Here is a 24,698-nt window from a genome sequence, read left to right on the forward strand (position 1 = left end):
CAAGACCGGCCCGGTGGCCGGCAAGAGGAGATGGCGGTGCATCGAGACAACTACCCCGAAGGACTGGCGGCCGAACTGATCGGCCGCGCGCACGAAATGATCCCGGTGCTGGCGCAGCGCGCTGGCCAGGCCGAGGCGCAATCGCGCATCCCGGCCGAAACCGTGGCCGACATGCAGGCCGCGGGCTTCTTCAAGGTCTTGCAGCCGCGCCGCTACGGCGGCTATGAACTGGACCCGCAGACCTTCTTCGACATCCAGATGGCCCTGGCCAAGGGCTGCATGTCCACCGCCTGGGTCTATGGCGTGGTGGGCGTGCACAACTGGCAGCTCGCCTTGTTCGACGGCAAGGCCCAGCAGGACGTCTGGGGCGCGGACAACGCCACCCTGATCGCCTCGACCTATATGCCGGTGGGCAAGGTGGTGCCGGTGGACGGCGGCTTCCGCTTCTCCGGGCACTGGAAGTTCTCCAGCGGCAGCGAACTGTGCGACTGGATCTTCCTCGGCGGCCTGGTGCCGCCGCAGCAGGCCGGCGCCGCGCCCGAGTACCGCACCTTCCTGCTGCCGCGCAGCGACTACACCATCGTGCGCAACTGGGATGTGCTGGGCCTGCGCGCCACCGGCAGCCACGATATCGTGGTGGACGACGTGTTCGTGCCGGCCTACCGCACCCATAGCGCCATCGACGGCGCCAAGGGCACCAGCCCGGGCTTGTCCCTCAACCAGGCACCGCTGTACCAGCTGCCGTTCGCCCAGATCTTCGTGCGTGCCGTCTGCACGGCCTGCATCGGCGCGCTGGAAGGCGGGCTCGACGATTTCATCGCCTATGCCGATGGCCGGGTCAGCGCCAACAGCGGCGGCAGGACGGCCGAGGACGGCGGCGCGCAACTCGCCTGCGCCAACGCGGCGGCCGGCATCGATGAGATGCGCACCATCCTGCACCGCAATTTCGACGAACTGATGGCAACGGCGCAGCGGGGCGAGCAGCTCGATACCGCGCGCCGCTTGCATTTCCGCTACCAGTCGTCACAGGTGGCCCAGCGGTGCGCGCAACTCGCCGACAGCCTGTTGCGCTACGCCGGCGGCAACGGTATCTACGTCACCAATCCGCTGGTACGCCGCTTCCTTGACCTGCATGCGGCGCGTGCCCACTACGCCAACAACCTGGATCGCTTCGGCCAGAACCTGGGCGGCGTGATGATGGGCCGCGCCAACACCGATTTCTTTATCTGAGGCCGGCGTGGAGCGGAACATGAACCAGGGCACAGGGCAGGCAGGCGGCACCGCGGTGTTTGATGTAGTGGTGGTCGGCTCAGGAGCGGGCGGCATGCTGGCCGCCTGCCGCGCGGCGGATCGCGGTCTGTCCGTGGTAGTGCTGGAGAAGAGCGGCCTGTATGGCGGTACCTCGGCGGTGTCCGGCGGCGGAATCTGGATCCCGCTCAACCACCATATTGAAGAAGCTGGCGGCAGCGACAGCTACGACGCCGCGCTCACCTATCTCGAAGCGTGCACCGAAGGCCGCTCCACGCCCGCCAAGCTGCGTGCTTACCTCGAGCACGGTCCACGCATGCTTAGCTACCTGGAGCAGCGCACCGCGGTGCGTTACTACTCGTTGCCGCGCTACGCCGACTACTTCCAGCGCTTGCCGGGCGCGCTGCCCGGATATCGCGCGCTGGATCCGATGCCGTTCGACGGCGCGCAGCTGGGCGAGGAGTTCGCGCGGCTGCGGCCGCCTTCGCCGGGGACGCTGGTGGCGGGCCGGGTGGCGGTGACCTCCGCCGAGGCCCACGCCATGCTGAGCAAGAGCCGGGGCTGGCTGGGCGTGGCGGCCCGGCAGTTCGGGCGCTATTGGCTGGATCTCGGCTGGCGCCGCCGCACCGCGCGCGACCGCCGGCTCACGCTCGGCAACAGCCTGGTGGGCGGCTTGCGCCACGCCATGATGAAGCGCGGCATCCCGCTGTGGCTCGATACCGCGCTGGAAGACCTGCTGGTGGAGGAGCACGGCGGCGCGGCGCGCGTCACCGGCGTGCTGGCGCGGCGCAATGGCGCGCAGGTACGCATCGAAGCCCGGCGCGGCGTGATCCTGGCCGCGGGCGGCTTCGAGCGGAACCAGGCCATGCGCGAGCAATACCTGCCGCATCCCAGCCGGGCCGAGTGGAGCGCCACGCCGCCGCACAACACCGGCGACGGCATCCAGGCCGCGCAGCGCGCGGGCGCGGCGCTGGAGCTGATGTCGCATGTATGGGGCGCGCCAACGGTGAAGGTCGGCGGCGAGGAAAAGCAGCGCGCGATCTTTGTCGAGCGCGCCTTGCCCGGCTGCATCGTGGTCAACGGGCAGGGCAGGCGCTTCGTCAACGAGGCCGCGCCGTACTCCGAGTTCGTGCCCGCGATGTACCGCGACCACGAGCGGACGGGCTGCAGCGTGCCGGCGTGGCTGGTGTTCGATGCCACCTTCCGCCGCAAGTATCCCTGCGGGCCGATCCTGCCCGGCTCGGTCATGCCGGACCGCCGCATCCCGGCCCCCTTCGCGGACGTCCTGCTGCGCGCCGATTCGCTCGACGCGCTGGCGCGGCTCGCCGGCATCGACCCGGGCGGCCTGGCGCACACCGTCGAGCGCATGAACGGCTTTGCGGCGAGAGGCGTGGATGAGGATTTCGGCAAGGGCGACAACGTCTTCGATACCTATTACGGCGACACCCAGGTCCGTCCCAACCCGTGCCTGGCGCCGATCGGCCGCGCGCCGTTCTACGCGGTGCGCATCGACGCTGGCGATATCGGCACCAAGGGCGGGCTGGCGACCGACGCCAGCGCCCGCGTGCTGCGCGAGGACGGCTCGCCCATCGACGGGCTGTTCGCCATCGGCAATACCAGCGCCTCGATGATGGGCGCCAGCTATCCGGGCGCGGGCTCCACCATCGGGCCGGCCATGACCTTCGGCCTGATCGCCGCCGATGTGCTGGCGGGCGGGGCGGCCGGGCAGGGCCAAGCGGACTAATACCATCACACAGGCAGGAGGCATGATGAACCAGACTATTTCCCCGTCGCTGCGCGACGATATGCTGATGGCAATGCGCCGCATGGCGCGCTCGGTTGCGGTGGTCAGTTGCCGCGAGGGCGAGCGCCGCTATTCGATGTCGGTCACCGCGGTCGATTCGCTGTCCGCGGACCCGCCTTCGCTGCTGATCTGCATCCATCGCAATGCCTCGATCTACCCGGCCCTCAATGCCGGGGTGGATTTCTGCGTCAACCTGCTGGCGGCCGATCATCGCGACATTGCTGTCGATTGCAGTGGCCGGCTCAAGGGCGAGGACCGCTTTACCACGGGCCAGTGGGAGGCCGACCCGCTGGGCGTGCCTTTCCTGCGGGATGCTCAGGCAAACCTGATCTGCGAGCAGGACGGCCGTTTCGACTATGGCACCCACGCCGTCTTTATCGGCCGCCTGCGCGAAGTCCGGCTGGCCGGGGAGGTGGCGCCGCTGGTCTATGTGGATGGCGCCTACTCCACCTCGGCGCCGCTGGCCAGCCTGCGGGCGGCGTAAGGTGAACCCAGTGCCGGAGCCTGCGCGATGACCGCCAACGCCTTCGTTCCCGATCCCGCTTCTGATCTCGCATCTGATCCCGCCTGCGGCGGCGTCAACGCGGTATTGCCGCCGCTGGTCGTCGCCGACCCGGACGCCTACCGTTGGGATGCGCGCTGCGACGTGGCCGTGATCGGCTTCGGCGCCGCCGGCGCCTGCGCGGCGCTGGAAGCTGCTCGGGGCGGGCTCGGCGTGATCGTGGCCGAGCGCTTTGAAGGCGGCGGCGCCAGCGCCAGGAGCGGCGGCGTCGTGTATGCCGGCGGTGGCACGCCTTACCAGCACGCCGCCGGCTACCGTGACACGCCCGAGGCCATGGCGGCTTACCTGCGCCAGGAGGTTGGCGATGCCGTGGGCAATGCCACGCTGCAGGCTTTCTGCGCGCACAGCGCGGGCATGATCGGCTGGCTGGAGCAGCTGGGTGCGCGCTTTGCCGCCACCGTGCCGCCACGCAAGACCTCGTATCCCGCGCAGGACTACTACCTCTACTACTCGGGCAACGAGGCCGTGGCGGAGTACGCGCGCCACGCGGAGCCTGCGCCGCGCGGCCATCGCTGCCAGGGCAGCGGCATGTCCGGTCACGTGCTGTACGGCGTGCTGCGGCGCGCGGTGCAGGCGCAGGCCGGGGTGGACGTGATGCGCCACGCGGCGGCGCGCCGCCTGATTGTCGATGGACGGGGCATCGTCATTGGCGTGGAACTCCGGCGCTTGCCGCCGGGCCGCCTGCAACGCCGGCATGCCCGCCTGGCGCGCTCGGCCGAGCGCCTGCACAACCTTTCCCCGGCGCTGGCCGATGCCTTGCGCCGGCGCGTGACGCAGCTGGAGGACGATTTCGCGCTGCCCTGTGCAGTGCGTGCCGGCGCCGTGGTGCTGGCCACCGGCGGCTTCATCTTCAACCCGGCCATGGTGGCCGCGCATGCGCCCAAGTACCGCCGCAACTGGCGCCTGGGCACGACCGGCTGCGATGGCAGCGGGATCCGCCTCGGCCTGTCGGTCGGGGCGGCGGCGCGCCACCTGGAGCGTGTTTCCGCGTGGCGCTTCATCAATCCGCCGTTCGACTGGGCGCGCGGCTGCGTGGTCGACGCGCAAGGCGCGCGCATCGGCAACGAGGAAGTCTACGGCGCGCGGCTGGGCCACGCCATCTGCGAGGAGCACGGCGGCCGCGCATGGCTGATCCTGAACGCCGGGCTGGCGCGCGCGGCCCTGCGCGATTGCGTCACCGGACGCCTTTGGGCCTTCCAGCGCGTGCCCGCCATCATGCTGATGCTGTTCGGCGCCACGCGTGCGCCGGGTATCGCGTTGCTGGCCGACAAGCTGGGCATGCCGCGCGCGGCATTGCTGGCGACGCTGGCTGCGTATAACGCGGCGGCGCGCGGCGAGCAGCCCGACCCCACTGGGAAATCCGCGGCGATGTGCGCATCGCTGGAACGCGGGCCCTACCTGGCCATCGATATCTCCGCGCATAGCCGCGCTTTTCCCTGTCCCGCCATCACCCTTGGCGGCCTGCGCGTGGACGAGGCGTGCGGCCAGGTGCTGGCGCAAGGCGCCGGCGGCCGGGCGGCACCGATCCCGGGCCTGTACGCGGTCGGCCGCACCGCGGTCGGCATCGCTTCGAATCACTACGTGAGCGGCCTTTCGCTCGCCGACTGTATCTGGTCGGGGCGCAATGCCGGGCGCCATCTCGTTGCCCTGGCAGCCCTGGCGGACCAGCCGGGCCGCAATGAACACATCGACGAACACACCAAGGAGACAAGCCATGAGCAACCGAGTTGAAGGAAAGATCGCCATCGTCACCGGCGCCGCCAGCGGCGTCGGCAAGGAAGACGCCTTGCTGCTGGCGCGGGAGGGCGCGCGCGTGGTGCTGACCGACCTGAACGAGGCGGCCGGCCACGCCGTGGCGCGCGAAATCGGCGACGCCGCCATCTTCGTGCCCCACGATATCGCCAGCGAAGCCGGCTGGCAGCAGGTCATGCAGCGCACCCAGGAGCGTTTCGGCACGCCGGACGTGCTGATCAATAACGCCGCGGTGCTGGCGCTGGGCTCGGTGGAGGACACCACGCTGGCGCAATGGCAGGGCATCATGCGCATCAATGCCGACGGCTATTTCCTGGGCTGCAAGTATGGCGTGGGCGCGATGAAGCAAAACGGCGGGGTCATCGTGAACATGTCTTCGGTGGCGGCGCTGGGCGGCATGAGCATGTTCTGCGCCTACAGCGCCAGCAAGGGTGCGGTCACCGCGCTCACCCGCAGCGTGGCGGCTTACTGCAAGCAGCGCGGCTACAAGATCCGCTGCAACTCCGTGCATCCGGACGGCATCCTGACGCCGATGACGGCTGCCCTGATGCAGGGCGCGGCCGACGGCCCGGCCACCCATGAGCAAGCGGGCGGCGATCCGATGCAACGCATGTGCCTGCCCGGCGACGTGGCAAACCTGGTGCTGTTCCTGGCCTCCGATGAGTCGCGCTACGTCAACGGCGCCGAGCTGCGCATCGACAATGCGCAGACCATCATGGGCATCGCCTGATCGCGGACATCATGGTGCAAGCGCAATTCCATCCGCTGCGCATCGCCCAGGTGGTGGCCGAGACCGACGAGGCAAGCTCGCTGGTGTTCGAACTGCCCGAAGGACTGCGCGATACCTTCGCCTATCGGCCAGGCCAGTTCCTGACGCTCAAGGTGCCGCTGGAGGGCGCCGCGCAGCAGCGCTGCTACTCGCTGTCCAGCAGCCCCCAGGTCGACAACGCGCTGCGGGTGACCATCAAGCGCGTGCGCGGCGGGCGCGTATCCAACTGGATCTGCGACCAGCTCGGCGCCGGCGACACGGTTGACGTGATGCCGCCCGCGGGCGTCTTCACGCCACGCAGCCTGGATGGCGACCTGCTGCTGTTCGCCGGTGGCAGCGGCATCACGCCGGTGCTGTCGATCGCCAAGGCTGCGCTGCGCCATGGCGGCGGCAACGTCACGCTGATCTACGCCAACCGCGATGAACGCAGCGTGATCTTCCGCGACGCGCTGCGCGACCTGGCCGCGCGCCACGCGCACAGGCTGCGCGTGATCCACTGGCTGGACAGCGTGCAAGGGCCGCCCTCGCAGGCCCAGCTCGAAGCGCTGGCCTCGCCGTGGGGCCATGCCGACTGCTTTATCTGCGGGCCGGGGCCGTTCATGGACGGTGCCCAGGCCGCCTTGCAGGCCCTTGGCGTGGCACGCGAGCGGATTCACGTGGAGCGCTTCGGCGCGCCGCCGCCCGCCGCAGGGCAGGCCGAAGAAGCGGCCCCGCCGGCTTCCGCACCGGCTGCGCTGGAGGTGGAGCTGGATGGACTGCGCCACCGGCTCGACGCGCAGGCGGGCGAGACCGTGCTCGACGCCATGCTGCGCGCTGGCATTGCGGCCCCGAACTCCTGCCGCTCCGGCTTGTGCGGCGCCTGCATGTGCCAGGTGACGCACGGCGAGGCGACGCTGGGCGAAAACCATGTGCTCGACACCGCCGACCGCGAGGCCGGCTGGACCCTGGCCTGCCAGGCCCGCGCGGCCGGCAGCGAACTGCACCTGAAATTTCCCGACTGACATGATGACAACCGACACCATCGAAACCGCCCAGGGGATGGCCGACGCCGCCAGCGCGGGGCAGACCGTTCCCGCCACCATCCCGCAGCTGGTACGCACAGCTGCCGCGCGCCACGGCGCGCGCATCGCCATCCAGGAGGACGGGCTGCGGCTCAGCTTCACGGCGCTGGACGCGCTGCGCGCGCAGGCGGGGCGTGCCCTGCTCGCGCTCGGCGTGGTGCCTGGCGACCGGGTCGCCGTGTGGGCGCCCAACCTGTCGGAATGGATCGTCGCCGCCCTGGCCACGCACAGCGTCGGGGCGGCGCTGGTGCCCATCAATACCCGCATGAAGGGCATGGAGGCCGGCGCGATCCTGGCCGATAGCGGCGCGCGGGTGCTGTTCTGCATCGACGACTTCCTCGGCGAGAGCTATCCGGAAATGCTGGCGCCGCACCGGCCCACCACACTGGAGCGCGTGGTGGTGCTGCGCGCGCGCGCGGGGCGGCAGATGGCGCCGGATGAGCTTGCATGGGCAGATTTCCTGGCCCTGGCACCGCGGACCAGCGAGGCGGAGTTCCGTGCGCGCGAGCGTGCCGTAACCGGCGACACCCTGATGGACATCATGTTCACCTCGGGCACCACCGGCCGCCCGAAAGGCGTGATGACCGCGCATGCGCAGAACCTGCAGGCCATCCACGGCTGGGCCTCGATCACCGGCGTGGAGGCTGGCGACCGCTACCTGATCGTCAATCCCTTTTTCCACACCTTTGGCTACAAGGCCGGGTGGCTGGCGGCGCTGGTCAGCGGCGCCACCATCCTGCCGCACCTGGTGTTCGATGCCGAGGCGGTGATGACCCGCGTCGAGAACGAGCGCATCACGGTGCTGCCCGGCCCGCCGACGCTCTACCAGACTCTGCTGAACAATCCGCGCTTGCGGGAATTCGACCTGTCCTCGCTGCGCGTCGCGGTGACTGGCGCGTCGGCGATCCCGCCCGTGCTGATCCAGCGCATGCAGCGCGAACTGGGCTTTCGCGAAATCTTCACCGGCTATGGCCTGACGGAATCGTGTGGGTTCGCCACGCTGACCCGCGCCGGAGACGATGCCGATCTCGTGGCGCTGACCTCGGGCCGCGCCATGCCCGGTATCGAGCTGCGCTGCCTGGATAGCGAGGGCCTGCCGGTGCCGGCAGGCGAGCCCGGGGAGGTGGCGGTGCGCGGCTACAACGTGATGCGGGGCTACTTCCAGCTGCCGGAAGCCACTGGGGAAGCGATCGATGCGGGTGGCTGGCTGCGCACGGGCGATGTCGGTACGCTGGACGTGCGTGGCAACCTGCGGATCACCGACCGTATCAAGGACATGTTTATCGTCGGGGGCTTCAATTGCTATCCGGCTGAGATCGAGAAGCTGCTGGTGTCGCATCCGGCGATCGCGCAGGTGGCGGTGGTGGGCGTTGCGCACGAGCGCCTCGGCGAGGCAGGCAAGGCTTTTGTGGTGCTGCGGCATGGCAGCAAGGTTGGTGCCGATGAGCTGATTGACTGGGCACGGCGGCATATGGCTAATTACAAGGTGCCGCGGGAGGTGGTGTTTGTGCAGACGTTGCCGACTAGCGCGGCGGGCAAGATTCTCAAGTACAGGTTGCGGGAGGGGTGATGGGACATGGGGCTGGGTTGAGGCTTCTAGCTGCTGGCGCAGACGAGCGTGGGTGGGCGGGGTTTTATTGCTTCTAGCTGCTGTCGCGGCTGTACGGGGTTGGCTGTTTTAGAACGTGTGAGATGTCACTTCTCTTTACTCGTAAAGAGAAGTAACCAAGAGAAAGCGATCCTTGCAGGAGGCTGGCTTATTGGGGTTGCGCAGCCCAATGGTTTCGTCGTCAGGCCCTGGGTTCTAATGAACTCGTGTCGTTACCGCTTTAGAGCACCACGACCCAGCCAATGCCCAGGGTTTCGTGGTGGTCCCCCCGGTAGCGGCCACTACGAATTTCAAGCCGTCTGTCGCTCGCGGGGTGACGGGCCACGAAGTTGCAAGCGTTCCATTTCCGTCGTGGGCGCGGTGGCACCGCCGGAACAGTTCTGAGGGATTCACCACCGCGCCCACCTCACCACGAAACCATCATGGCATGATATATCGTGGGGCGTTGCGCCGGTATCGGCAGATGCATGAATGAGCAGAGATGCCGCTACCGAGCAGCCTCACCACGAAACCAGCGTCATTTGCTGGAGCGTGGTGCTCTAAACCGGTAACGACACGAGTTCATTAGAACCCAGGGCCTGACGACGAAACCACCGGGCTACGTAACCCCAATAAGCCAGCCTCCTGCAAGGATCGCTTTCTTTTGGTTACTTTTCTTTACGAGTAAAGAAAAGTGACATCTCACACGTTCTAAAACGGTCAACCCCGTACAGCCGCGACAGCAGCTAGAAGCCCCAAAACACCGCCCACTCACGCTAATCTGCATCAGCAGCTAGAAGCAGGAAAACCCCACCCCAAAAACGCCAAAACCCGCGCCAGTGGAGCTAGAAACAGCAAACCAATCCCACAAGGCTAGTCCCAACAGACGATGTACACATCCCACTTCCGCTGAACAATGGCTTCACCAACCTGCCGCACCCAACCCGGCAGCAAATGAATTCCAAGAACAGCGAGGAGGCAGCATGATGGACATCCGAGCACTCGGCTATATCGTCGTCGAGTCCACCGACACCGAACGCTGGCGCCACTACGGCGAGCAAGTGCTCGGCATGGCGTGCACCAACGCCCCCCACGGCGCGCTCTACCTCAAGATGGACGAGCGCGACTACCGCTACCTGATCGTACCCGGCAAGCAGGACCGCTACCTGGCATCGGGCTGGGAGCTGGCCGGCGAGGCGGCTTTCGACCACGCGCTCGCAACGTTGCGCGCGGCCAACGTGGAAGTCACCCATGCCAGCGAGACCGAGCGCATCCAGCGGCGCACCCAGGCCATGGCGTGGTTCACCGATCCTTCCGGCAACCGGCACGAGATTTTCTGGGGCATGCGTTCGGACTTCCTGCGCTTTGTCTCGCCCATCGGCGTGTCGTGCTTCGTCACCGATCCGCTGGGCGCGGGGCACTCCGTGCTGCCGGCTCCGGCCTTCGACGAAACCTATGCCTTCCTGCGCGATGTGATGGGTTTCGGCCTGTCGGATATCTTCCGCGCGCGCTTCACCACGGATCCGGCCGAGCCGGAGAAGCGCATCCACTTCCTGCATTGCGGCAACGGGCGGCACCACAGCCTGGCCATCTTCGAGGCGAGCGCGCCCAGCGGCTGCATCCATGTGATGGCCGAGGTGCAGGACATGACGGAGGTGGGCCGCGCGCTCGACCGCGCGCAGCAGCATGGCGTGGCGCTCTCGGCCACGCTGGGCCAGCACTGCAACGATCGCGTTGTTTCCTTCTACATGAAGACGCCCGGCGGCTTCGACCTCGAGTACGGCTACGGCGGGCTGGTGGTCGACTGGAGCCAGCACGCCGCCTACGAGGCCACCCGGGTCAGCCTGTGGGGCCACGATTTCAGCATCGGATATCGCTAGAACTATGCTCAAGACACTGGACAAGACCATGACCGCGGCCGAAGTGGCCGCCCGCCTCGCCGATGGCATGACCATCGGCATCGGTGGATGGGGGCCCCGCCGCAAGCCGATGGCGCTGGTGCGGGAAATCCTGCGCTCGCCGCTGAAGGATCTCACCGTGGTGGCCTACGGCGGCCCGGAAGTCGGCATGCTGTGCGCAGCGGGCAAGGTGCGCAAGGTGGTGTTCGGCTTCGTCTCGCTTGACGTGATCCCGCTGGAGCCGCATTTTCGCGGGGCGCGCGAGCGGGGGGAAATCGACGTCTGGGAACTCGACGAGGGCATGTTGCAGCTCGGCCTGCGCGCCGCCGCCGCGCGCCTGCCGTTCCTGCCGACGCGCGCCGGGCTCGGGACCGACGTGCTGGCCCACAACCCCCAGCTCAAGACCGTCCGCTCGCCCTACACCGATGACGAAGTCCTGCTGGCGATGCCGGCCATCGCGCTGGACGCCGCGCTGCTGCACGTCAACGAAAGCGATGTGCTGGGCAATACCCGCATCGACGGCCCGGATCCCTTCTTCGACGAATGGTTCGCGCGGGCGGCCGGCCAGTGCTATGTGAGCTGCGAGGTCCTGCACGGCCGCCTGGAGGACGAAGACCTGGCGCGGGCGCGCAACAACCCGTTCGAGCGCGCGCTCGTCAGCGGCGTGGTGCACGCACCGGGCGGTGCGCATCCCACTTCCTGCGGGCCTGCCTATGGTTTTGACCTGCCGCAGTTGAAGGCTTACTGCGCCAGCGCCGAGCAAGCGGCGGGCTTCGCCACCTACCGCAAGGACGTGATCGGCGACACCGAAGCCGGCTACCTGGACAAGATCGGTGGCATGGGCCACGTGCTGGACCTGCCGTTGCCGGTCCTTTGAACCCGTCACAAGGAGAAGGAGCCATCGTGAGCGCCACTCAACAATTCACTCTCGCCGAACTGATGATCGCCGCCGCGGCCCGCGCCTGGCGCGACGACGGCGAGGTCATGGCCACCGGCATCGGCACCGGCCCGCGCATCGCGGCCGGGCTGGCGCGGTGGCTGCACAACCCCGGCCTGATGCTGACCGACGGCGAAGCCTACCTGGTGGAAGAGCCGGTGCCGCTGGGGCGCCGCGAGGCGGGCTTCAAGGTGCGCGCCAGCGGCTGGATGGGCTATGCGCGCGTGTTCGACTGCCTGTGGGGCGGGCGCCGGCATGCGCTGGTGATGCCCACCCAGATCGACCGCTTCGGCCAGGCCAATATCTCCATGCTCGGCGGCACGCATGCGCGGCCAAAGAAGCAGCTGCTCGGCGCACGCGGCTTTCCCGGCAACAGCATCCACCACGCCAACTCCTTCTTTGTGCCGGCGCATAGCCCGCGCGCCTTTGTCGCCGGCGAGGTCGATATGGTGTGCAGCGTGGGCTATAACCCGGCGCGCCGGATCGAAGGCATGCGCAGCTTTGTCGACCTGCGGGTCATCGTGACCGACCTGTGCGTGATGGATTTCACCGGTCCCGATCACGCCATCCGCGTGTGTTCGCTGCATCCCGGCGTCAGCCTGGAGCAGGTGCGGGCAGCCACAGGCTTCGCACTGGTCAACGCATCCGGAGAAATACTGCCGGAAACGGCCGCGCCCACTGCGGAGGAGCTGGCCGTCATCGTCCGGCTCGATCCGCACAACCTGCGTGCCACCATCGTGCGCGACAACCCGGCCGTTCGCGGCGCGTGAGGAACACCATGTCATCGCAAGCCACCGAATCCCTCGGGCTGGGCCTCAACGCCGAGGTGCTCTATGCAGCGGCCGACGGCGTGGCCACCGTCACCATGAACCGGCCGCAGTACCACAACGCGCAGAACTCCAAGATGACCTACGCGCTGGACGAGGCCTTCCGGCGCGCGGCTGCGGACGACGCGGTCAAGGTCGTGATCCTGCGCGGCGCCGGCAAGCACTTCTCGGCCGGTCACGATATCGGCACGCCGGGGCGCGACATTGGCGAGTCGTTCGAGCGCGTCTCGCTCTGGCCCGACCATGTTGGCAAGCCCGGCGGCGAGACGCTTTACACCCGCGAGCAGGAGGTCTACCTCGGCATGTGCCGGCGCTGGCGCGACCTGCCCAAGCCGACCATCGCGATGGTGCACGGTGCCTGCATTGCCGGGGGCCTGATGCTGGCCTGGGTGTGCGACCTGATCGTCGCGTCGGACGATGCCTTCTTCGCCGATCCGGTGGTGCGCATGGGCATTCCGGGCGTCGAGTATTTCGCGCACGCCTACGAGCTCAACCCGCGCATCGCCAAGGAATTCCTCTTCATGGGCGAGCGCATGGATGCCCAGCGCGCCTACCAGATGGGCATGGTCAACCGCGTGGTGCCGCGCGAGGCGCTGGATGCCGCTGCGCAGGGCATGGCGGCCAAGATCGCGCAGATGCCACGGCTGGGCTTGAGCCTCACCAAGCAGGCCATCAATCACGTGGAAGAACTGCAGGGCAAGCGCGCCGCCATGGATGCCGCCTTTGCCTGGCACCACTTCGCCCACGCCCACAACGAGCTGGTCAGCGGCGACAAGCTGGGCGGCTTTGATGCACGCGCCATGGCGGCATCGCAACGCACCGGCGAGGAGAAGGCGGCATGAGCGGCGCGCCCCTGCATACCGTGCTGTGCGACTTGCTGGGTTGCCGCTACCCGATCGTGCAGACCGCGATGGGCTGGGTGGCCGATGCCCGCCTGGTGGCCGCCACCAGCAATGCCGGGGCCTTCGGCTTCCTGGCCGGCGCCACCATCGAGCCGGGCGAAGTCGAGCAAGAGATCCTGCGGGTGAAGGCGCTCACGGGCCAGCCCTTCGGCATCAACTTCCATATGTTCCAGCCCAACGCGGATGAGGTAGTCGAGATGGCCATCCGCCACCGGCTGCGCGCGGTCAGCTACGGGCGCGGGCCGGACGCCGCCATGATCGGCCGGCTCAAGGCCGCGGGCGTGGTGTGCATGCCCACCGTGGGCGCAGCCAAGCACGCCGCCAAGGCCGTGGAACTGGGCGCTGACGTGGTGACCGTGCAGGGCGGCGAGGGCGGCGGGCATACGGGTGGCACGCCCACCACGCTGCTGCTGCCGCAAGTGCTGGACAAGGTGGCGGTGCCGGTGGTGGCCGCGGGCGGCTTCTTCGACGGCCGCGGGCTGGCGGCGGCGCTGGCCTACGGCGCGGCGGGGATCGCCATGGGCACGCGCTTCCTGATGTCGAGTGAGTCGCCGGTGCCGGCGCAAACCCTGGCGCGCTACGTGGCGGTCCGGGACGCGGCGCAGATCCGCGTCTCGCTTGCCATCGACGGCTTGCCGCAGCGGATGATCGACAACCGCCTGCTGCTGGCGCTGGAGCAGGCCGGACCGCTGCGCCGCACGCTGATGGCGCTGGCCACCGCCCGCCAGTGGCGCCGGCACAGCGGCATGGGGCTTGTGCAGATGCTGGCGGTTGGCTGGCGCGCGCTGCGCCAGCACGACTACACCGCGGCGCAAACGCTGATGGCGGCTAACGCGCCTGTGCTGATCCAGCGCGCCATGGTCGAAGGCCATCCCGACGAAGGCGTGCTGCCAAGCGGACAGGCCGCGGCGGTCATCGGCGCCATTGAATCCTGCGAGCAGATCGTTGCCCGCATCGCTGCGCAGGCCCAGGCACGCCTGGCTGCCCTGGCGGGACCAGCCAGCGCCAGGCCGGAACGCAGCAACCCCATCCAAGCCATCTATTGAATATTGAAGGCAGACGTTCATGACGACGACGAGATCAAGCGAGCCTGTAGCACAGGACGGTACCCAGCCCTTCCACATCGAGGTGCGGGACGGCGTGGCGGAACTGGCGATCGCCCATCCCCCGGTCAACGCGCTGGACAGCGCGGGCTGGCATGCGCTGGCGGCGGCCATCGAGCGGCTCGGCGGGGATGACGCCGTGCGCGTGATCGTGCTGCGCGGCGAGGGGCGCGGCTTCTGCGCCGGGGTCGACATCAAGGAGCTGGCGGCGCACCCGCAGCGCATCGTGGCGGTCAACGCCGGCAACTACGCCACTTTCCGCGCGGTCCACCGCAATCCAAAGCCTGTTATCGCGGCGGTGCACGGCTTCGTGCTCGGCGGCGGGATCGGCATCTGCGGCGCGGCTGACATCCTGATCGCCGCCGAGTGCGCGCGCTTCGGCGTGCCGGAGATCGACCGTGGCGCCATGGGCGGCGGTGCCCACCTGCAGCGCATGTTTGGCGTGCAGAAGGTGCGGGCGATGTATTTCACCGGCGACATGATCGACGCCGCCGAGGCCTACCGCCTGGGGGCGGTGGAACGGGTGGTGCCGCGCACGGCACTACGCGATACCGCGCTGGAGATGGCGCGGCGGATCGCGCGGAAGAGCCCGGCCATGGTGCGCCTGGCCAAGGAGGCGCTCAACGGCGTGGAGGACGGCAATCTCGAGGACAAGTACCGCTGGGAGCAGGGCTTCACGCTGCAAGCCTATATGAGCGCGGATTCCGACGAGGCGCGCGCCGCCTTCGTGGAAGGGCGCGAGGCGCGCTTCGCGGCGCAGGCTCCCACCGTCAACGCGTGAGGCGGCCAGATGCATCTTGAATACACCGAACGCCAGCAGGCCTTCCGGGCCGAGATCCGCGCCTGGCTGGCCGAACGCGTGCCGCGCGCGCCGCTGGCCAGCTTCGACACCGCCGAAGGCTTCACGCAGCATCGCGCCTGGGAGCGCACCCTGTACGAGGGACGCTGGAGCATGGTCACCTGGCCCAAAGAGCTGGGCGGACGCGGCTGCGACCTGATCGAATGGCTGATTTTCGAGGAAGAGTACTGGCGGGCCGGCGCGCCGATGCGCGTCAACCAGAACGGCATCTTCCTGCTCGGGCCGACCTTGATGGAGTTCGGCACGCCGGAGCAGAAGGCGCGTTTCCTGCCGCGCATGGCCGCCGGCGAGCACGTATGGGCGCAGGGCTGGTCGGAGCCGAACGCGGGCTCCGACATGGCCGCGATCCGCTGCACCGCCATCCGGCAGGGCGACGAGTACGTGCTCAACGGGCAGAAGATCTGGTCGACCCGCGCGGTCTGGGCCGACTGGCTGTTCGGCCTGTTCCGCACCGATCCCGGCTCGTCGCGCCACCACGGCCTGACCTTCCTGCTGATGCCGCTGGATACGCCGGGCATCACGGTGCGGCCCATCCGCCAGCTCAACGGCCTGACCGGCTTTGCCGAGATTTTTTTCGACGATGTGCGGGTGCCGGCGGAGAACCGCCTGGCGGCGGAGGGCGCGGGCTGGCACGTGGCGATGGCCACCGCCGGTTTCGAGCGCGGGCTGATGCTGCGCTCGCCGGCGCGCTTCCAGGAGACCGCGCGGGCGCTGGTGCAACTCTATCTCGAGCATCGGGAGCAGGCCGACCGCGATCCCTCGCTGCGTGAAGCGGTCACGCGCGCCTGGATGGATGCCGAGGCCTATGCGCTGTCCACCTACGCCACCGCCAGCAGGCTGGTCAAGGGCGGACAGATCGGCGCGGAGTCCAGCACCAACAAGGTGTTCTGGTCCGAGCTGGATATCCGCATGCACGAAACCGCGCTGGCGATCCTTGGCCAGCGGGGCGAGCTGGTGCCCGCGCAAGACGCGACGCAAGGCACGCTCGGTGCCTGGCTCGACGGCTTCCTGTTCGCGCAGGCCGGGCCGATCTACGCAGGCACCAATGAGATCCAGCGCAACATCGTCGCCGAACGCATGCTGGGGATGCCGCGCGCCTGAGCGCGCGGCGGCAGACAGTCCGGCTTCGTCCTCGACTCAACCGTGAACCACCATGGAATTCGCATTTAACGAAGAGCAGCAACAGTTCGTCGATTCGATCAGGCGCTTCCTGATGATCGAAATGACGCCGGAACTGGCGCGGGAACAATGGAGCAGCGCAAGCGGCCGCTCCGACGCGCTTTGGCAGCGGCTGGCCGGGCAGGGCCTGACGGCCGTGCTGGTGCCGGAGGCTTGCGGCGGCCTGGGCCTGTCGGAAATAGAATGGGCGCCGCTGGCGCAGGAGTGCGGCTACTTCGCCCTGGCCGAGCCGCTGTTGGACACCGCGCTGGTGGCGGCCGGCATGCTGTCGGACTGCCACGCCGCCACGCGGGACACAGGCATCCGCGAACGCTGCGAAAGCTGGCTGCGCCGCATCGCGGACGGCAGCGCGCGCCTGGCGGTGGCGCATCCGGGGCAAGCCATGGTGGCCGACGCCCATGTCGCCGACGCCATCCTCTGCGAGCACGGCGGCGCGCTGCACCTGGTGCTGTCGGCGCAGGCCACGCTTGCCGCGCACGCGAGCCTTGATCCATCACGCCGGCTCTTCGCGCTTAGCTGGGCGCCGGACGACGGCAGCCTGCTGCTGCCCGCGACGGCCGCGAAGCCCATGTGGGAAGCCGCGCTCAACCGCGGGGCGCTCGGCGTCGCCGCGCAGATGCTCGGCCTGACGCAACGCATGCTGGATATCGCCATCGACTACAGCATCCAGCGCAAGCAGTTCGGCAAGGCCATCGGCGCCAACCAGGCGCTCAAGCACCTGCTGGCGGATGTCGCCATCCAGCACGAATTCGCCAAGCCGGTGGTGTACCGCGCGGCCTGCACGCTGGCGCAAGGCCATGGCACCGCCGGGCTGCATGTGTCGCACGCGCTGCTGGCCGCCACGCGCGCCGCGCTGCTCGCGGCACGCAACACCATGCAGGTGCACGGCGCCATGGGCTACACGTGGGAGCTGGACTTGCAGATCTTCATGAAGCGCGCGTGGGCCCTGGCCGACAGCTGGGGCGACCGGGCCTTGCACAAGGCGCGCGTGGACGCGCACATCCTCGGGGCGGCCGTGCCGATCGGCGCCGGCGCCACCTTTGCCACCACAGCCAACTCGGCATCAACACTTTGACAGGCGGAATGACCATGAGAGATGCATATATCGTCGACGCGCTGCGCACCCCGACCGGACGCCGCAAGGGCGGCCTGGCACACATGCACGGGGCCGACCTGGGCGGCTTCGTGCTGGCCGAGCTGGTGGGCCGCAACGCCATCCCGGCCGCGGAGTACGACGACGTGGTGTTCGGCTGCGTCGACACCATCGGGCCGCTGGCCGGCAATATCGCCCGCAGCGCCTGGCTGGCTGCCGGGCTGCCGCTTGCCGTGCCCGGCGTGACAGTGGACCGCCAGTGCGGTTCGTCGCAGCAGGCTGTGCACTTCGCCGCGCAGGCGGTGATGAGCGGCAACCAGGACGTGGTCGTCGCCGGCGGCGTGCAGACCATGACGCAGATCCCGATCTCGTCGGCCATGCTGGCCGGGCAGGCGCTTGGCTTCTCCGATCCGTTCTCCGGCAGCAAGGGCTGGCAGGCGCGCTTCGGTGACCAGCCGGTGTCGCAGTTCGACGCCGCGCAGCGCATCGCCGGGCACTGGAATCTGTCGCGCGGGGCAATGGAAGCCTACGCGCTGCAAAGCCACCAGCGCGCGGCCATGGCCATCGAGGGCGGCCGCTTCCAGCGCGAGATCGTGCCTTGCGCAGGCGTAGTCCATGACGAAACGCCGCGGCCCGATACCACGCTCGCCAAGATGGCATCGCTCGAACCACTGATGCCCGGCAGTGCACTGACCGCCGCCGTTTCCAGCCAGACCGCGGACGCGGCGGCGGCATTGCTGGTGGTCTCCGAAGACGCGCTCAAGCGCTACGGGCTGACGCCGCGCGCGCGTATCGCCCATATGAGCGTGATGGGTGACGACCCGCTGTGGATGCTGACCGCGCCCATTCCCGCCACGAAACGCGCGCTGGTGCGCAGCGGCCTGCGCTGGGAGGACATCGACGTGGTGGAGATCAACGAGGCGTTCGCTTCGGTGGCGATGGCCTGGCTGGCCGAGACCGGCTACCCGGCCGAGCGCACCAACCCGAACGGCGGCGCCATCGCGCTGGGGCATCCGCTCGGCGCCACCGGCGCGCGGCTGATGACCACGCTGTTGCACGAGCTGGAGCGCACGGGCGGCCGCTACGGCCTGCAGACCATGTGCGAGGGCGGCGGCCTGGCCAACGTCACCATCATCGAGCGCCTGTGAGCCGGGTTCCCGGGGCACTGGCGCAAGCAACGGACAAGGGGAGTAGCGACATGGGAATCTGCGACGGACGGACCGTCATCATCACCGGCGCCGGCGGCGGCCTGGGGCGCGCCTATGCGCTGGCCTTCGCAGCGGAAGGCGCCAGCGTGGTGGTCAACGATATTCGCCGCGAGGCGGCCGAGGCGGTATGCGCGCAGATCCGCGCGCAAGGCGGGCGGGCGCTCGCCAGCGATGACGACATCACGCAACTGGCCACGGCCCAGCGCATCGTCGATGCCGCGCTGGCGGCGTTCGGCGAGGTGCACGTGCTGGTCAACAACGCCGGCATCTGCCGCGACCGCATGTTCGTCAGCCTGAGCGAAGCCGACTGGGACGATGTGATGCGCGTGCACCTGCGCGGCCACTTCTGCCTGGCCAACCTGCTGGCCCGGCGCTGGCGCGACGCAGCCAAGGCCGGGCGGCCGGTCGATGCGCGCATCGTCAACACCAGCTCCGGCGCGGGGCTGCAAGGCTCGGTGGGCCAGTCCAACTATGCCGCCGCCAAGGCCGGTATTGCCGCGCTGACGCTCGTGCAGGCGGCGGAACTGGCGCGCTACGGCATCACCGCCAATGCGCTCGCGCCGGCGGCCCGCACCGGCATGACCGAAGGCGTGTTTGCGGAGATGATGAAGGCGCCGGCCGAAGGCTTCGACTACTACGACCCGGCCAATATCGCGCCGCTGGTGGTCTGGCTTGGCAGCGCGGCTTCGCGCCATGTCACCGGCCGCGTGTTCGAGGCGGCGGGCGGCATGGTGGCGGTGGCGCACGGCTGGCGCACCGGCGCGAGCACCGACAAGGGCACGCGCTGGCAAGCGGCCGAGCTGGGCGGCGCGATCGACGCGCTGCTCGCCCGCGCCGAGCCGGCGCAACGCGTCTACGGCACCTGAGGCGGGGACGGACGATGCGCTTCACGCTCTCCCTGGAACAACAAATGATCCGCGACACCGCGCGCGATTTCCTGGCCGTGCGCAGCGATTCGGCGGCGGTCCGGCGGGTGGTGGATGCGGTTGCGGGCACGGCGCAGGACGGCCATGACACCGCCCTGTGGCGGGAAATGGCCGGCGAGCTGGGCTGGTGCGGCATTGCCTTGCCGGAGGCGGCCGGCGGCGCCGGGCTGGGCGCCGTCGAGCTGGCGCTGCTAATGGAGCAGATGGGCCAGCGGCTGGCCTGCGTGCCGTACTGGTCGGCCATCTGCCTGGCGGCGCCGGCGCTGGCGGGCAGCCTCGCGCCCGAGGCCGCCGCGCCGTGGCTGGCGCGGCTGGCGCAGGGCGAGGCGCGTGCCGCGCTGGTCTTGCCCGGCTGGATGGCGCCCGGCGCGGATGGCTCGCTCGATGCCGATGCGCTGACCGTCACTGCCGCCGCGGCCGGGCATGGCTTCGTGCTGGACGGGCAGGTGGCGCAGGTGTTCGACGCCGCCGGCGCGGACTGGCTGCTGGTGCCCGCGCGCCTGTCCGGCGACGCGGCAGGGCAGCCGGCGCTGTTCCTGTTGCAAGCGGCGGCGCTGGCAGGCCAGCCAGGCTTCGGGCTGCGCCGGCTGGCGGTGCTGGACCGTACCCGAGCGCTGGCGGACCTCGTCTTCGACGGGCTGCGCGTGGAGGCTAACGCTTGCCTGGCGCAAGGCGCCGGAGTGGCGGCGGGCGTAGGCGCCGCCGTGTGGCACGGCAGCCTGATGCTCGCCGCCGAGCAGCTTGGCGGCGCCCAGCAATGCCTCGATCTCACCGTGGCTTATGCCGCCGAGCGCATCCAGTTTGGCCGGCCGATCGCCGCCTTCCAGGCGGTCAAGCACCGCTGCGCGCAGATGATGGTGGCGGTGGAAGCCGCGCGCTCCGCGGTGCACGGCGCCGCGCGGGCCTGGCAGGCGGGCGCGGCAGGCGGCGCGGCAAGTGACAGGATCGACGCAGCCAGGCTCGATGTTGCCGCCGCGCGCCTTGCCGCCGGCGACGCCTTCGGCTTCTGCGCCCAGGAAGCCATCCAGTTGCACGGCGGCGTGGGCTTTACCTGGGAGTACGACCCGCAGCTCTATTTCAAGCGCGCGCAGGCCGCCGGCGGCTGGCTGGGAGGTGCCGCCGCCGCGCTCGCCCGGATCGCCGACGGCCTGTTGGCCGCATGAGCCATATCAGCAGCGCAAGGACAAGCATGGATTCGATGGAAAACCAAAATGCCTCCGCTGGCCAAGCGCAACTGCGCGCGGAGGTGGCGGACTGGATGTCCGCCAACCTGAGCGGCGAATTCGACTGCCTGAAGCATCGCGGCGGCCCCGGCGACGAAGAGGCGCATCCGGGGCTGCGCAAGGCCTGGGAGCGCCGCCTGGCCGAAGGTGGCTGGACCTGCGTGGGCTGGCCGCAGGCGCACGGCGGGCGCGGCCTGCCGGTGATGTCGCAGGTGATCTTCCAGGAGGAGTACGCGCGTGCCGGCGGCCCCGGCCGCATGGGCCATATCGGCGAAGGGCTGATCGGCCCGACCCTGATCGCCTTTGGCAGCGAGGCGCAGCAGGCCCGCTTCCTGCCGGGCATCCGCAACGGCACGGAGTTCTGGTGCCAGGGCTACTCGGAGCCGGGCGCCGGCTCGGATCTCGCCAATGTGCGCACCCGCGCCGAGCGCGATCCCGTCACCGGGGACTGGCACGTGAGCGGGCAGAAGGTGTGGACCTCGCTGGCCCACGAGTCGGACTGGATCTTCGTGCTGGCGCGCTGCGATGCGGCGTCGCGCGGCAACAAGGGCCTGGTTTTCCTGCTGATGCCGCTGGCGCAGCCGGGCGTGGAGATCCGCCCGATCCGCCAGATGGGTGGCGGCGTGGAGTTCAACGAGGTGTTCTTCGATGGCGCGCGCGCCGCCGCCGGCGATGTGCTGGGCGCGCCGGGCGACGGCTGGCGCATCGCCATGGCGCTGCTGGGCTTCGAGCGCGGCATCTCCACCCTGGGCCAGCAGATGCAGTTCACCCACGAGCTTGGCTGGATCGCCGAGGCCGCGCGCGCCAACGGCGCCTGGCAGGACGCTGCGCTGCGCCAGCGCATGGCGCGCGCCTGGGCCGGCTTGCGGGTGATGCGCTACAACGCGCTGCGCATGCTGGAAGGCGCCGAGGGCAGTGCCGGCGATGCCAGCGCGGCGCTGCAGCGCGAAACCCTGATCTACAAGTACTACTGGTCGAACTGGCACCGCGACCTGGGCCAGCTCGCGCTCGACGTGCTTGGCCCCAACGCCAACCGGATCGACGAAGCGGACGTGCGCCGCACGCGCCTGCAGCAGATGGCGCTGTTCTCGCGCGCCGACACCATTTACGCCGGTACCAACGAAATCCAGCTCAACATCATCGCCGAGCGCGGGCTGGGCATGCCCCGCGAGGCCAGAGGACAGTCATGACTGAAATGGCAGACAAGCAACCGGCCATGGCCGGCACCCCGATCCCTCCGCCGGCCTATGTGGCCGGCCACCAGTTGCTGGCCGGCAAGAGCGTGCTGATCACCGCCGCCGCCGGCGCGGGCATCGGTTTTGCCGCCGCCCGCCGCTGCGCGGAGGAGGGCTGCCGCGCGCTGATGATCTCCGATATCCACGAAAGGCGGCTCGACGAGGCTGTGGCGACCCTGCGCGCCGAGACCGGCCTGCAGGCGATCCATGGCCAGCTTTGTGACGTCTCCGACCAGGCCCAGGTGCGGTCCCTGGTGGCGGCAGCCGAGGAGGCCCTGGGCGGCACCGATGTGCTGATCAACAACGCCGGGCTGGGCGGCTCGCGCCGCATAGTCGAGATGGACGATGCCGAATGGTCGCGGGTGCTCGACATTACGCTTACCGGCACCTTCCGGATGACGCGGGCCATGCTGCCGCATATGCAGGCGCGCCGCCGCGGGGCCATCGTCAACAACGCCTCGGTGCTGGGCTGGCGGGCGCAGAAGGAGCAGGCCCACTACGCCGCCGCCAAGGCCGGCGTGATGGCGCTGACACGCTGCAGCGCGGTGGAGGCTGCGGAGTTCGGCGTGCGCATCAATGCGGTGGCGCCGAGTATCGCCTTGCACGATTTCCTGCGGAAGTCGGCGCCAGCGGAACTGCTGCGGGAACTGGCCTCGCGCGAGGCGTTTGGGCGGGCGGCCGAGGTGTGGGAGGTGGCGAATGTGATGGTGTTTCTGGCTAGCGATTATGCGTCGTATATGACGGGCGAAGTGTTGCCAGTCAGCAGTCAGCGGGCTTAGCGGTTGTAGGGCAAGAAGCGAAGGAAGGAGAGCCATGACACGAGTATTCAATTCCGCCGAGGCGCTGATGAGCGCCGTGGGCGAGCCACTGGGCCACAGCGCCTGGACCGTCATCACGCAGGCGCGTATCGACGGCTTTGCCGAGGCCACGGGCGACCACCAATGGCTGCACGTGGATCCCGAGCGCGCGGCGCAAGGCCCCTTTGGCGCCTGCATTGCGCACGGCTATCTCACCCTGTCGCTGGTCAACCAGTTCCTGCCGGAGATCCTGACGGTCGAAAACCTGCGCTGGGGCGTCAACTACGGCTGCGACAAGGTGCGCTTCCCGGCGCCGGTGCGGGTCGGGAAGCGCCTGCGTGGCGTGGGCGAACTGGTGCGCGCCGAGGCGCTGCCCGGCGGCGTGCAGTCGGTGGTGCGCGTCAGCGTGGAAATCGAGGGCGAGGATAAGCCGGCCTGCGTGGCCGACACCATTAGCCGCTATTACTTTTGATCCTTCCAAGGAAAGCAGCATGAGAGAAGCAGTCATTGTCGCCGTGGCGCGTACGCCCATCGGCAAGGCATTCCGCGGCGCCTTCAACGATACCGAGGCGCCGGCGCTGGGCGGGCACGTGGTGCGCGCCGTGGTCGAGCGGGCGGGGATCGACCCGGCCGAGGTCGACGATGTACTGATCGGCGCCGCCGCGCAGCAGGGCACGCAGGGCTACAACCTGGGCCGGTTGTGCGCGGTGGCGGCGGGCCTGCCCGATAGCGTGCCGGGCATGACCATGGACCGGATGTGTTCGTCGGGGCTGATGACCATCGCCACGGCCGCGAAAAGCATCATCTGCGGCGAGGCCGACATCGTGGTGGCCGGCGGCGCCGAGTCGATCTCGCTGACGCAGAACAAGCACAAGAACGCCTACCGCGCGCAATCCGAGGCGGTGCTGGCCCGGCAACCGGACGCCTATATGGCAATGATCGAGACCGCCGAAGTGGTGGCGCAACGCTATGGCATAGCCCGGGAGGCGCAGGACGAGTACGCGCTGCGCAGCCAGCAGCGCACCGCCGAGGCGCAGCGCCAGGGCCTGTTCGACGACGAGATCGTGCCGCTGGAGACGCGCCGCGCGCTGTTCGACAAGGCGGGCGCACTTACCGGACATGAGACCGTGCGCCTCGCGCAGGACGAATGCAACCGGCCCGATACCAGCGCCGACAGCCTGGCCGCGCTCAAGCCGGTATGGAGTGGCGGGCGCGCGGTGCCGCAAGGGCTCCACATCACCGCGGGCAATGCCTCGCAACTGTCGGACGGTGCCGCCGCTGTGCTGCTGATGAGCCGCGAGCAGGCCGAGCGCCGCGGCTTGCGCCCGCTGGGCCGCTATCGCGGCATGGCCGTGGCCGGTTGCGCGGCGGACGAGATGGGCATCGGCCCGGTGTTCGCCGTGCCCAGGCTGCTGGCGCGCCACGGCCTGACGGTCAAGGATGTTGGGCTTTGGGAGCTGAATGAAGCCTTTGCGTGCCAGGTGCTGTACTGCCGGGACACGCTCGGCATTCCCGACGCGCGGCTGAACGTCAATGGCGGCGCCATCGCGATCGGCCATCCCTTCGGCATGTCGGGCGCGCGCATGACCGCGCACGCCTTGCTCGAAGCGCGCCGGCGCGGGGCTGCGCACGCGGTGGTGACAATGTGCGTCGGCGGCGGCATGGGCGCTGCCGCGCTGTTCGACGTGCTGTAGCGGCCATTGCCGGTGGCAGTGCGAGCGGCCAGC

The 24,698-nt window shown here is 69.3% G+C and carries 22 protein-coding genes; all 22 read left to right on the top strand.

Features of this window, described 5'->3' with window-relative positions; genetic code table 11:
- Positions 1-36 precede the first annotated feature (36 nt).
- The 22 genes from AC1RQC_RS12630 to AC1RQC_RS12735 all read left to right on the top strand — a co-directional run bounded on the left by AC1RQC_RS12630 (position 37) and on the right by AC1RQC_RS12735 (position 24,665).
- Positions 37-1,230 (top strand): acyl-CoA dehydrogenase family protein, encoded by a 1,194-nt coding sequence (locus tag AC1RQC_RS12630; RefSeq protein WP_492374037.1) that lies wholly within the window; start codon positions 37-39, stop codon positions 1,228-1,230.
- Between the two features lie 19 nt (positions 1,231-1,249).
- Entirely contained in the window at positions 1,250-2,992 is a 1,743-nt protein-coding gene (locus AC1RQC_RS12635; RefSeq protein WP_492832938.1) for an FAD-dependent oxidoreductase, read from the top strand.
- A gap of 25 nt (positions 2,993-3,017) precedes the next feature.
- A complete protein-coding gene (locus tag AC1RQC_RS12640; protein ID WP_045240863.1) occupies positions 3,018-3,536 on the top strand; it encodes a flavin reductase family protein in 519 nt (172 codons plus the stop codon).
- Between the two features lie 27 nt (positions 3,537-3,563).
- Positions 3,564-5,345: an FAD-binding protein gene (locus AC1RQC_RS12645; protein WP_492883539.1), complete on the top strand. Its 1,782-nt coding sequence runs from the start codon at positions 3,564-3,566 to the stop codon at positions 5,343-5,345.
- Positions 5,329-6,096, top strand: a complete 768-nt coding sequence (locus AC1RQC_RS12650; protein ID WP_492883541.1) for an SDR family oxidoreductase — start codon at positions 5,329-5,331, stop codon at positions 6,094-6,096. The genes AC1RQC_RS12645 and AC1RQC_RS12650 overlap by 17 nt, the downstream gene beginning before the upstream one ends.
- Before the next feature lie 11 nt (positions 6,097-6,107).
- Positions 6,108-7,136, top strand: a complete 1,029-nt coding sequence (locus tag AC1RQC_RS12655; RefSeq protein WP_492813920.1) for a 2Fe-2S iron-sulfur cluster-binding protein — start codon at positions 6,108-6,110, stop codon at positions 7,134-7,136.
- 37 nt (positions 7,137-7,173) lie between these two features.
- Positions 7,174-8,766 carry a FadD3 family acyl-CoA ligase gene (locus AC1RQC_RS12660; RefSeq protein WP_492883705.1) on the top strand — a complete coding sequence of 531 codons (1,593 nt, stop codon included), beginning with the start codon at positions 7,174-7,176 and terminating at the stop codon, positions 8,764-8,766.
- 1,001 nt (positions 8,767-9,767) lie between these two features.
- The gene (locus tag AC1RQC_RS12665) at positions 9,768-10,664 is read left to right on the top strand and encodes a VOC family protein (RefSeq protein WP_492883543.1); all 897 of its coding nucleotides are present in this window, start codon (positions 9,768-9,770) and stop codon (positions 10,662-10,664) included.
- A gap of 4 nt (positions 10,665-10,668) precedes the next feature.
- Positions 10,669-11,559, top strand: a complete 891-nt coding sequence (locus AC1RQC_RS12670) for a CoA transferase subunit A (RefSeq protein WP_492883544.1) — start codon at positions 10,669-10,671, stop codon at positions 11,557-11,559.
- Positions 11,560-11,585: 26 nt separating this feature from the next.
- Positions 11,586-12,389 carry a CoA-transferase subunit beta gene (locus tag AC1RQC_RS12675; RefSeq protein ID WP_492883546.1) on the top strand — a complete coding sequence of 268 codons (804 nt, stop codon included), beginning with the start codon at positions 11,586-11,588 and terminating at the stop codon, positions 12,387-12,389.
- 8 nt (positions 12,390-12,397) lie between these two features.
- Positions 12,398-13,288 (top strand): enoyl-CoA hydratase, encoded by an 891-nt coding sequence (locus AC1RQC_RS12680; protein ID WP_492883547.1) that lies wholly within the window; start codon positions 12,398-12,400, stop codon positions 13,286-13,288.
- Positions 13,285-14,394 carry an NAD(P)H-dependent flavin oxidoreductase gene (locus tag AC1RQC_RS12685; protein ID WP_492376424.1) on the top strand — a complete coding sequence of 370 codons (1,110 nt, stop codon included), beginning with the start codon at positions 13,285-13,287 and terminating at the stop codon, positions 14,392-14,394. Before AC1RQC_RS12680 ends, AC1RQC_RS12685 begins: the two co-directional genes overlap by 4 nt.
- 19 nt (positions 14,395-14,413) lie before the next feature.
- Positions 14,414-15,232, top strand: a complete 819-nt coding sequence (locus AC1RQC_RS12690) for an enoyl-CoA hydratase family protein (RefSeq protein ID WP_492831097.1) — start codon at positions 14,414-14,416, stop codon at positions 15,230-15,232.
- A 9-nt stretch (positions 15,233-15,241) separates the two neighbouring features.
- Positions 15,242-16,411 (top strand): acyl-CoA dehydrogenase family protein, encoded by a 1,170-nt coding sequence (locus AC1RQC_RS12695; RefSeq protein ID WP_492831098.1) that lies wholly within the window; start codon positions 15,242-15,244, stop codon positions 16,409-16,411.
- 52 nt (positions 16,412-16,463) lie between these two features.
- Positions 16,464-17,564: an acyl-CoA dehydrogenase family protein gene (locus tag AC1RQC_RS12700; RefSeq protein WP_492883549.1), complete on the top strand. Its 1,101-nt coding sequence runs from the start codon at positions 16,464-16,466 to the stop codon at positions 17,562-17,564.
- Positions 17,565-17,578: 14 nt separating this feature from the next.
- Complete coding sequence (locus AC1RQC_RS12705) at positions 17,579-18,730, top strand: acetyl-CoA C-acetyltransferase (RefSeq protein ID WP_492376428.1); 1,152 nt, start codon at positions 17,579-17,581, stop codon at positions 18,728-18,730.
- A gap of 50 nt (positions 18,731-18,780) precedes the next feature.
- A complete protein-coding gene (locus AC1RQC_RS12710; protein ID WP_492831101.1) occupies positions 18,781-19,656 on the top strand; it encodes an SDR family oxidoreductase in 876 nt (291 codons plus the stop codon).
- 44 nt (positions 19,657-19,700) lie between these two features.
- Positions 19,701-20,879 carry an acyl-CoA dehydrogenase family protein gene (locus AC1RQC_RS12715; protein WP_492376430.1) on the top strand — a complete coding sequence of 393 codons (1,179 nt, stop codon included), beginning with the start codon at positions 19,701-19,703 and terminating at the stop codon, positions 20,877-20,879.
- A gap of 35 nt (positions 20,880-20,914) precedes the next feature.
- On the top strand, positions 20,915-22,129 hold the full coding sequence (locus tag AC1RQC_RS12720) for an acyl-CoA dehydrogenase family protein (RefSeq protein WP_492376431.1): 1,215 nt from the start codon (positions 20,915-20,917) through the stop codon (positions 22,127-22,129).
- 5 nt (positions 22,130-22,134) lie between these two features.
- Positions 22,135-22,953 carry an SDR family oxidoreductase gene (locus AC1RQC_RS12725; protein WP_492376435.1) on the top strand — a complete coding sequence of 273 codons (819 nt, stop codon included), beginning with the start codon at positions 22,135-22,137 and terminating at the stop codon, positions 22,951-22,953.
- Positions 22,954-22,987: 34 nt separating this feature from the next.
- Positions 22,988-23,443 carry a MaoC family dehydratase gene (locus AC1RQC_RS12730; RefSeq protein WP_492883551.1) on the top strand — a complete coding sequence of 152 codons (456 nt, stop codon included), beginning with the start codon at positions 22,988-22,990 and terminating at the stop codon, positions 23,441-23,443.
- Positions 23,444-23,462: 19 nt separating this feature from the next.
- Positions 23,463-24,665, top strand: coding sequence for an acetyl-CoA C-acyltransferase (locus AC1RQC_RS12735; RefSeq protein WP_492376433.1), 1,203 nt, complete (start codon positions 23,463-23,465; stop codon positions 24,663-24,665).
- The last annotated feature ends 33 nt before the right edge of the window (positions 24,666-24,698 follow it).

The organism is Cupriavidus sp. GW822-FHT03E04 (assembly GCF_058801495.1).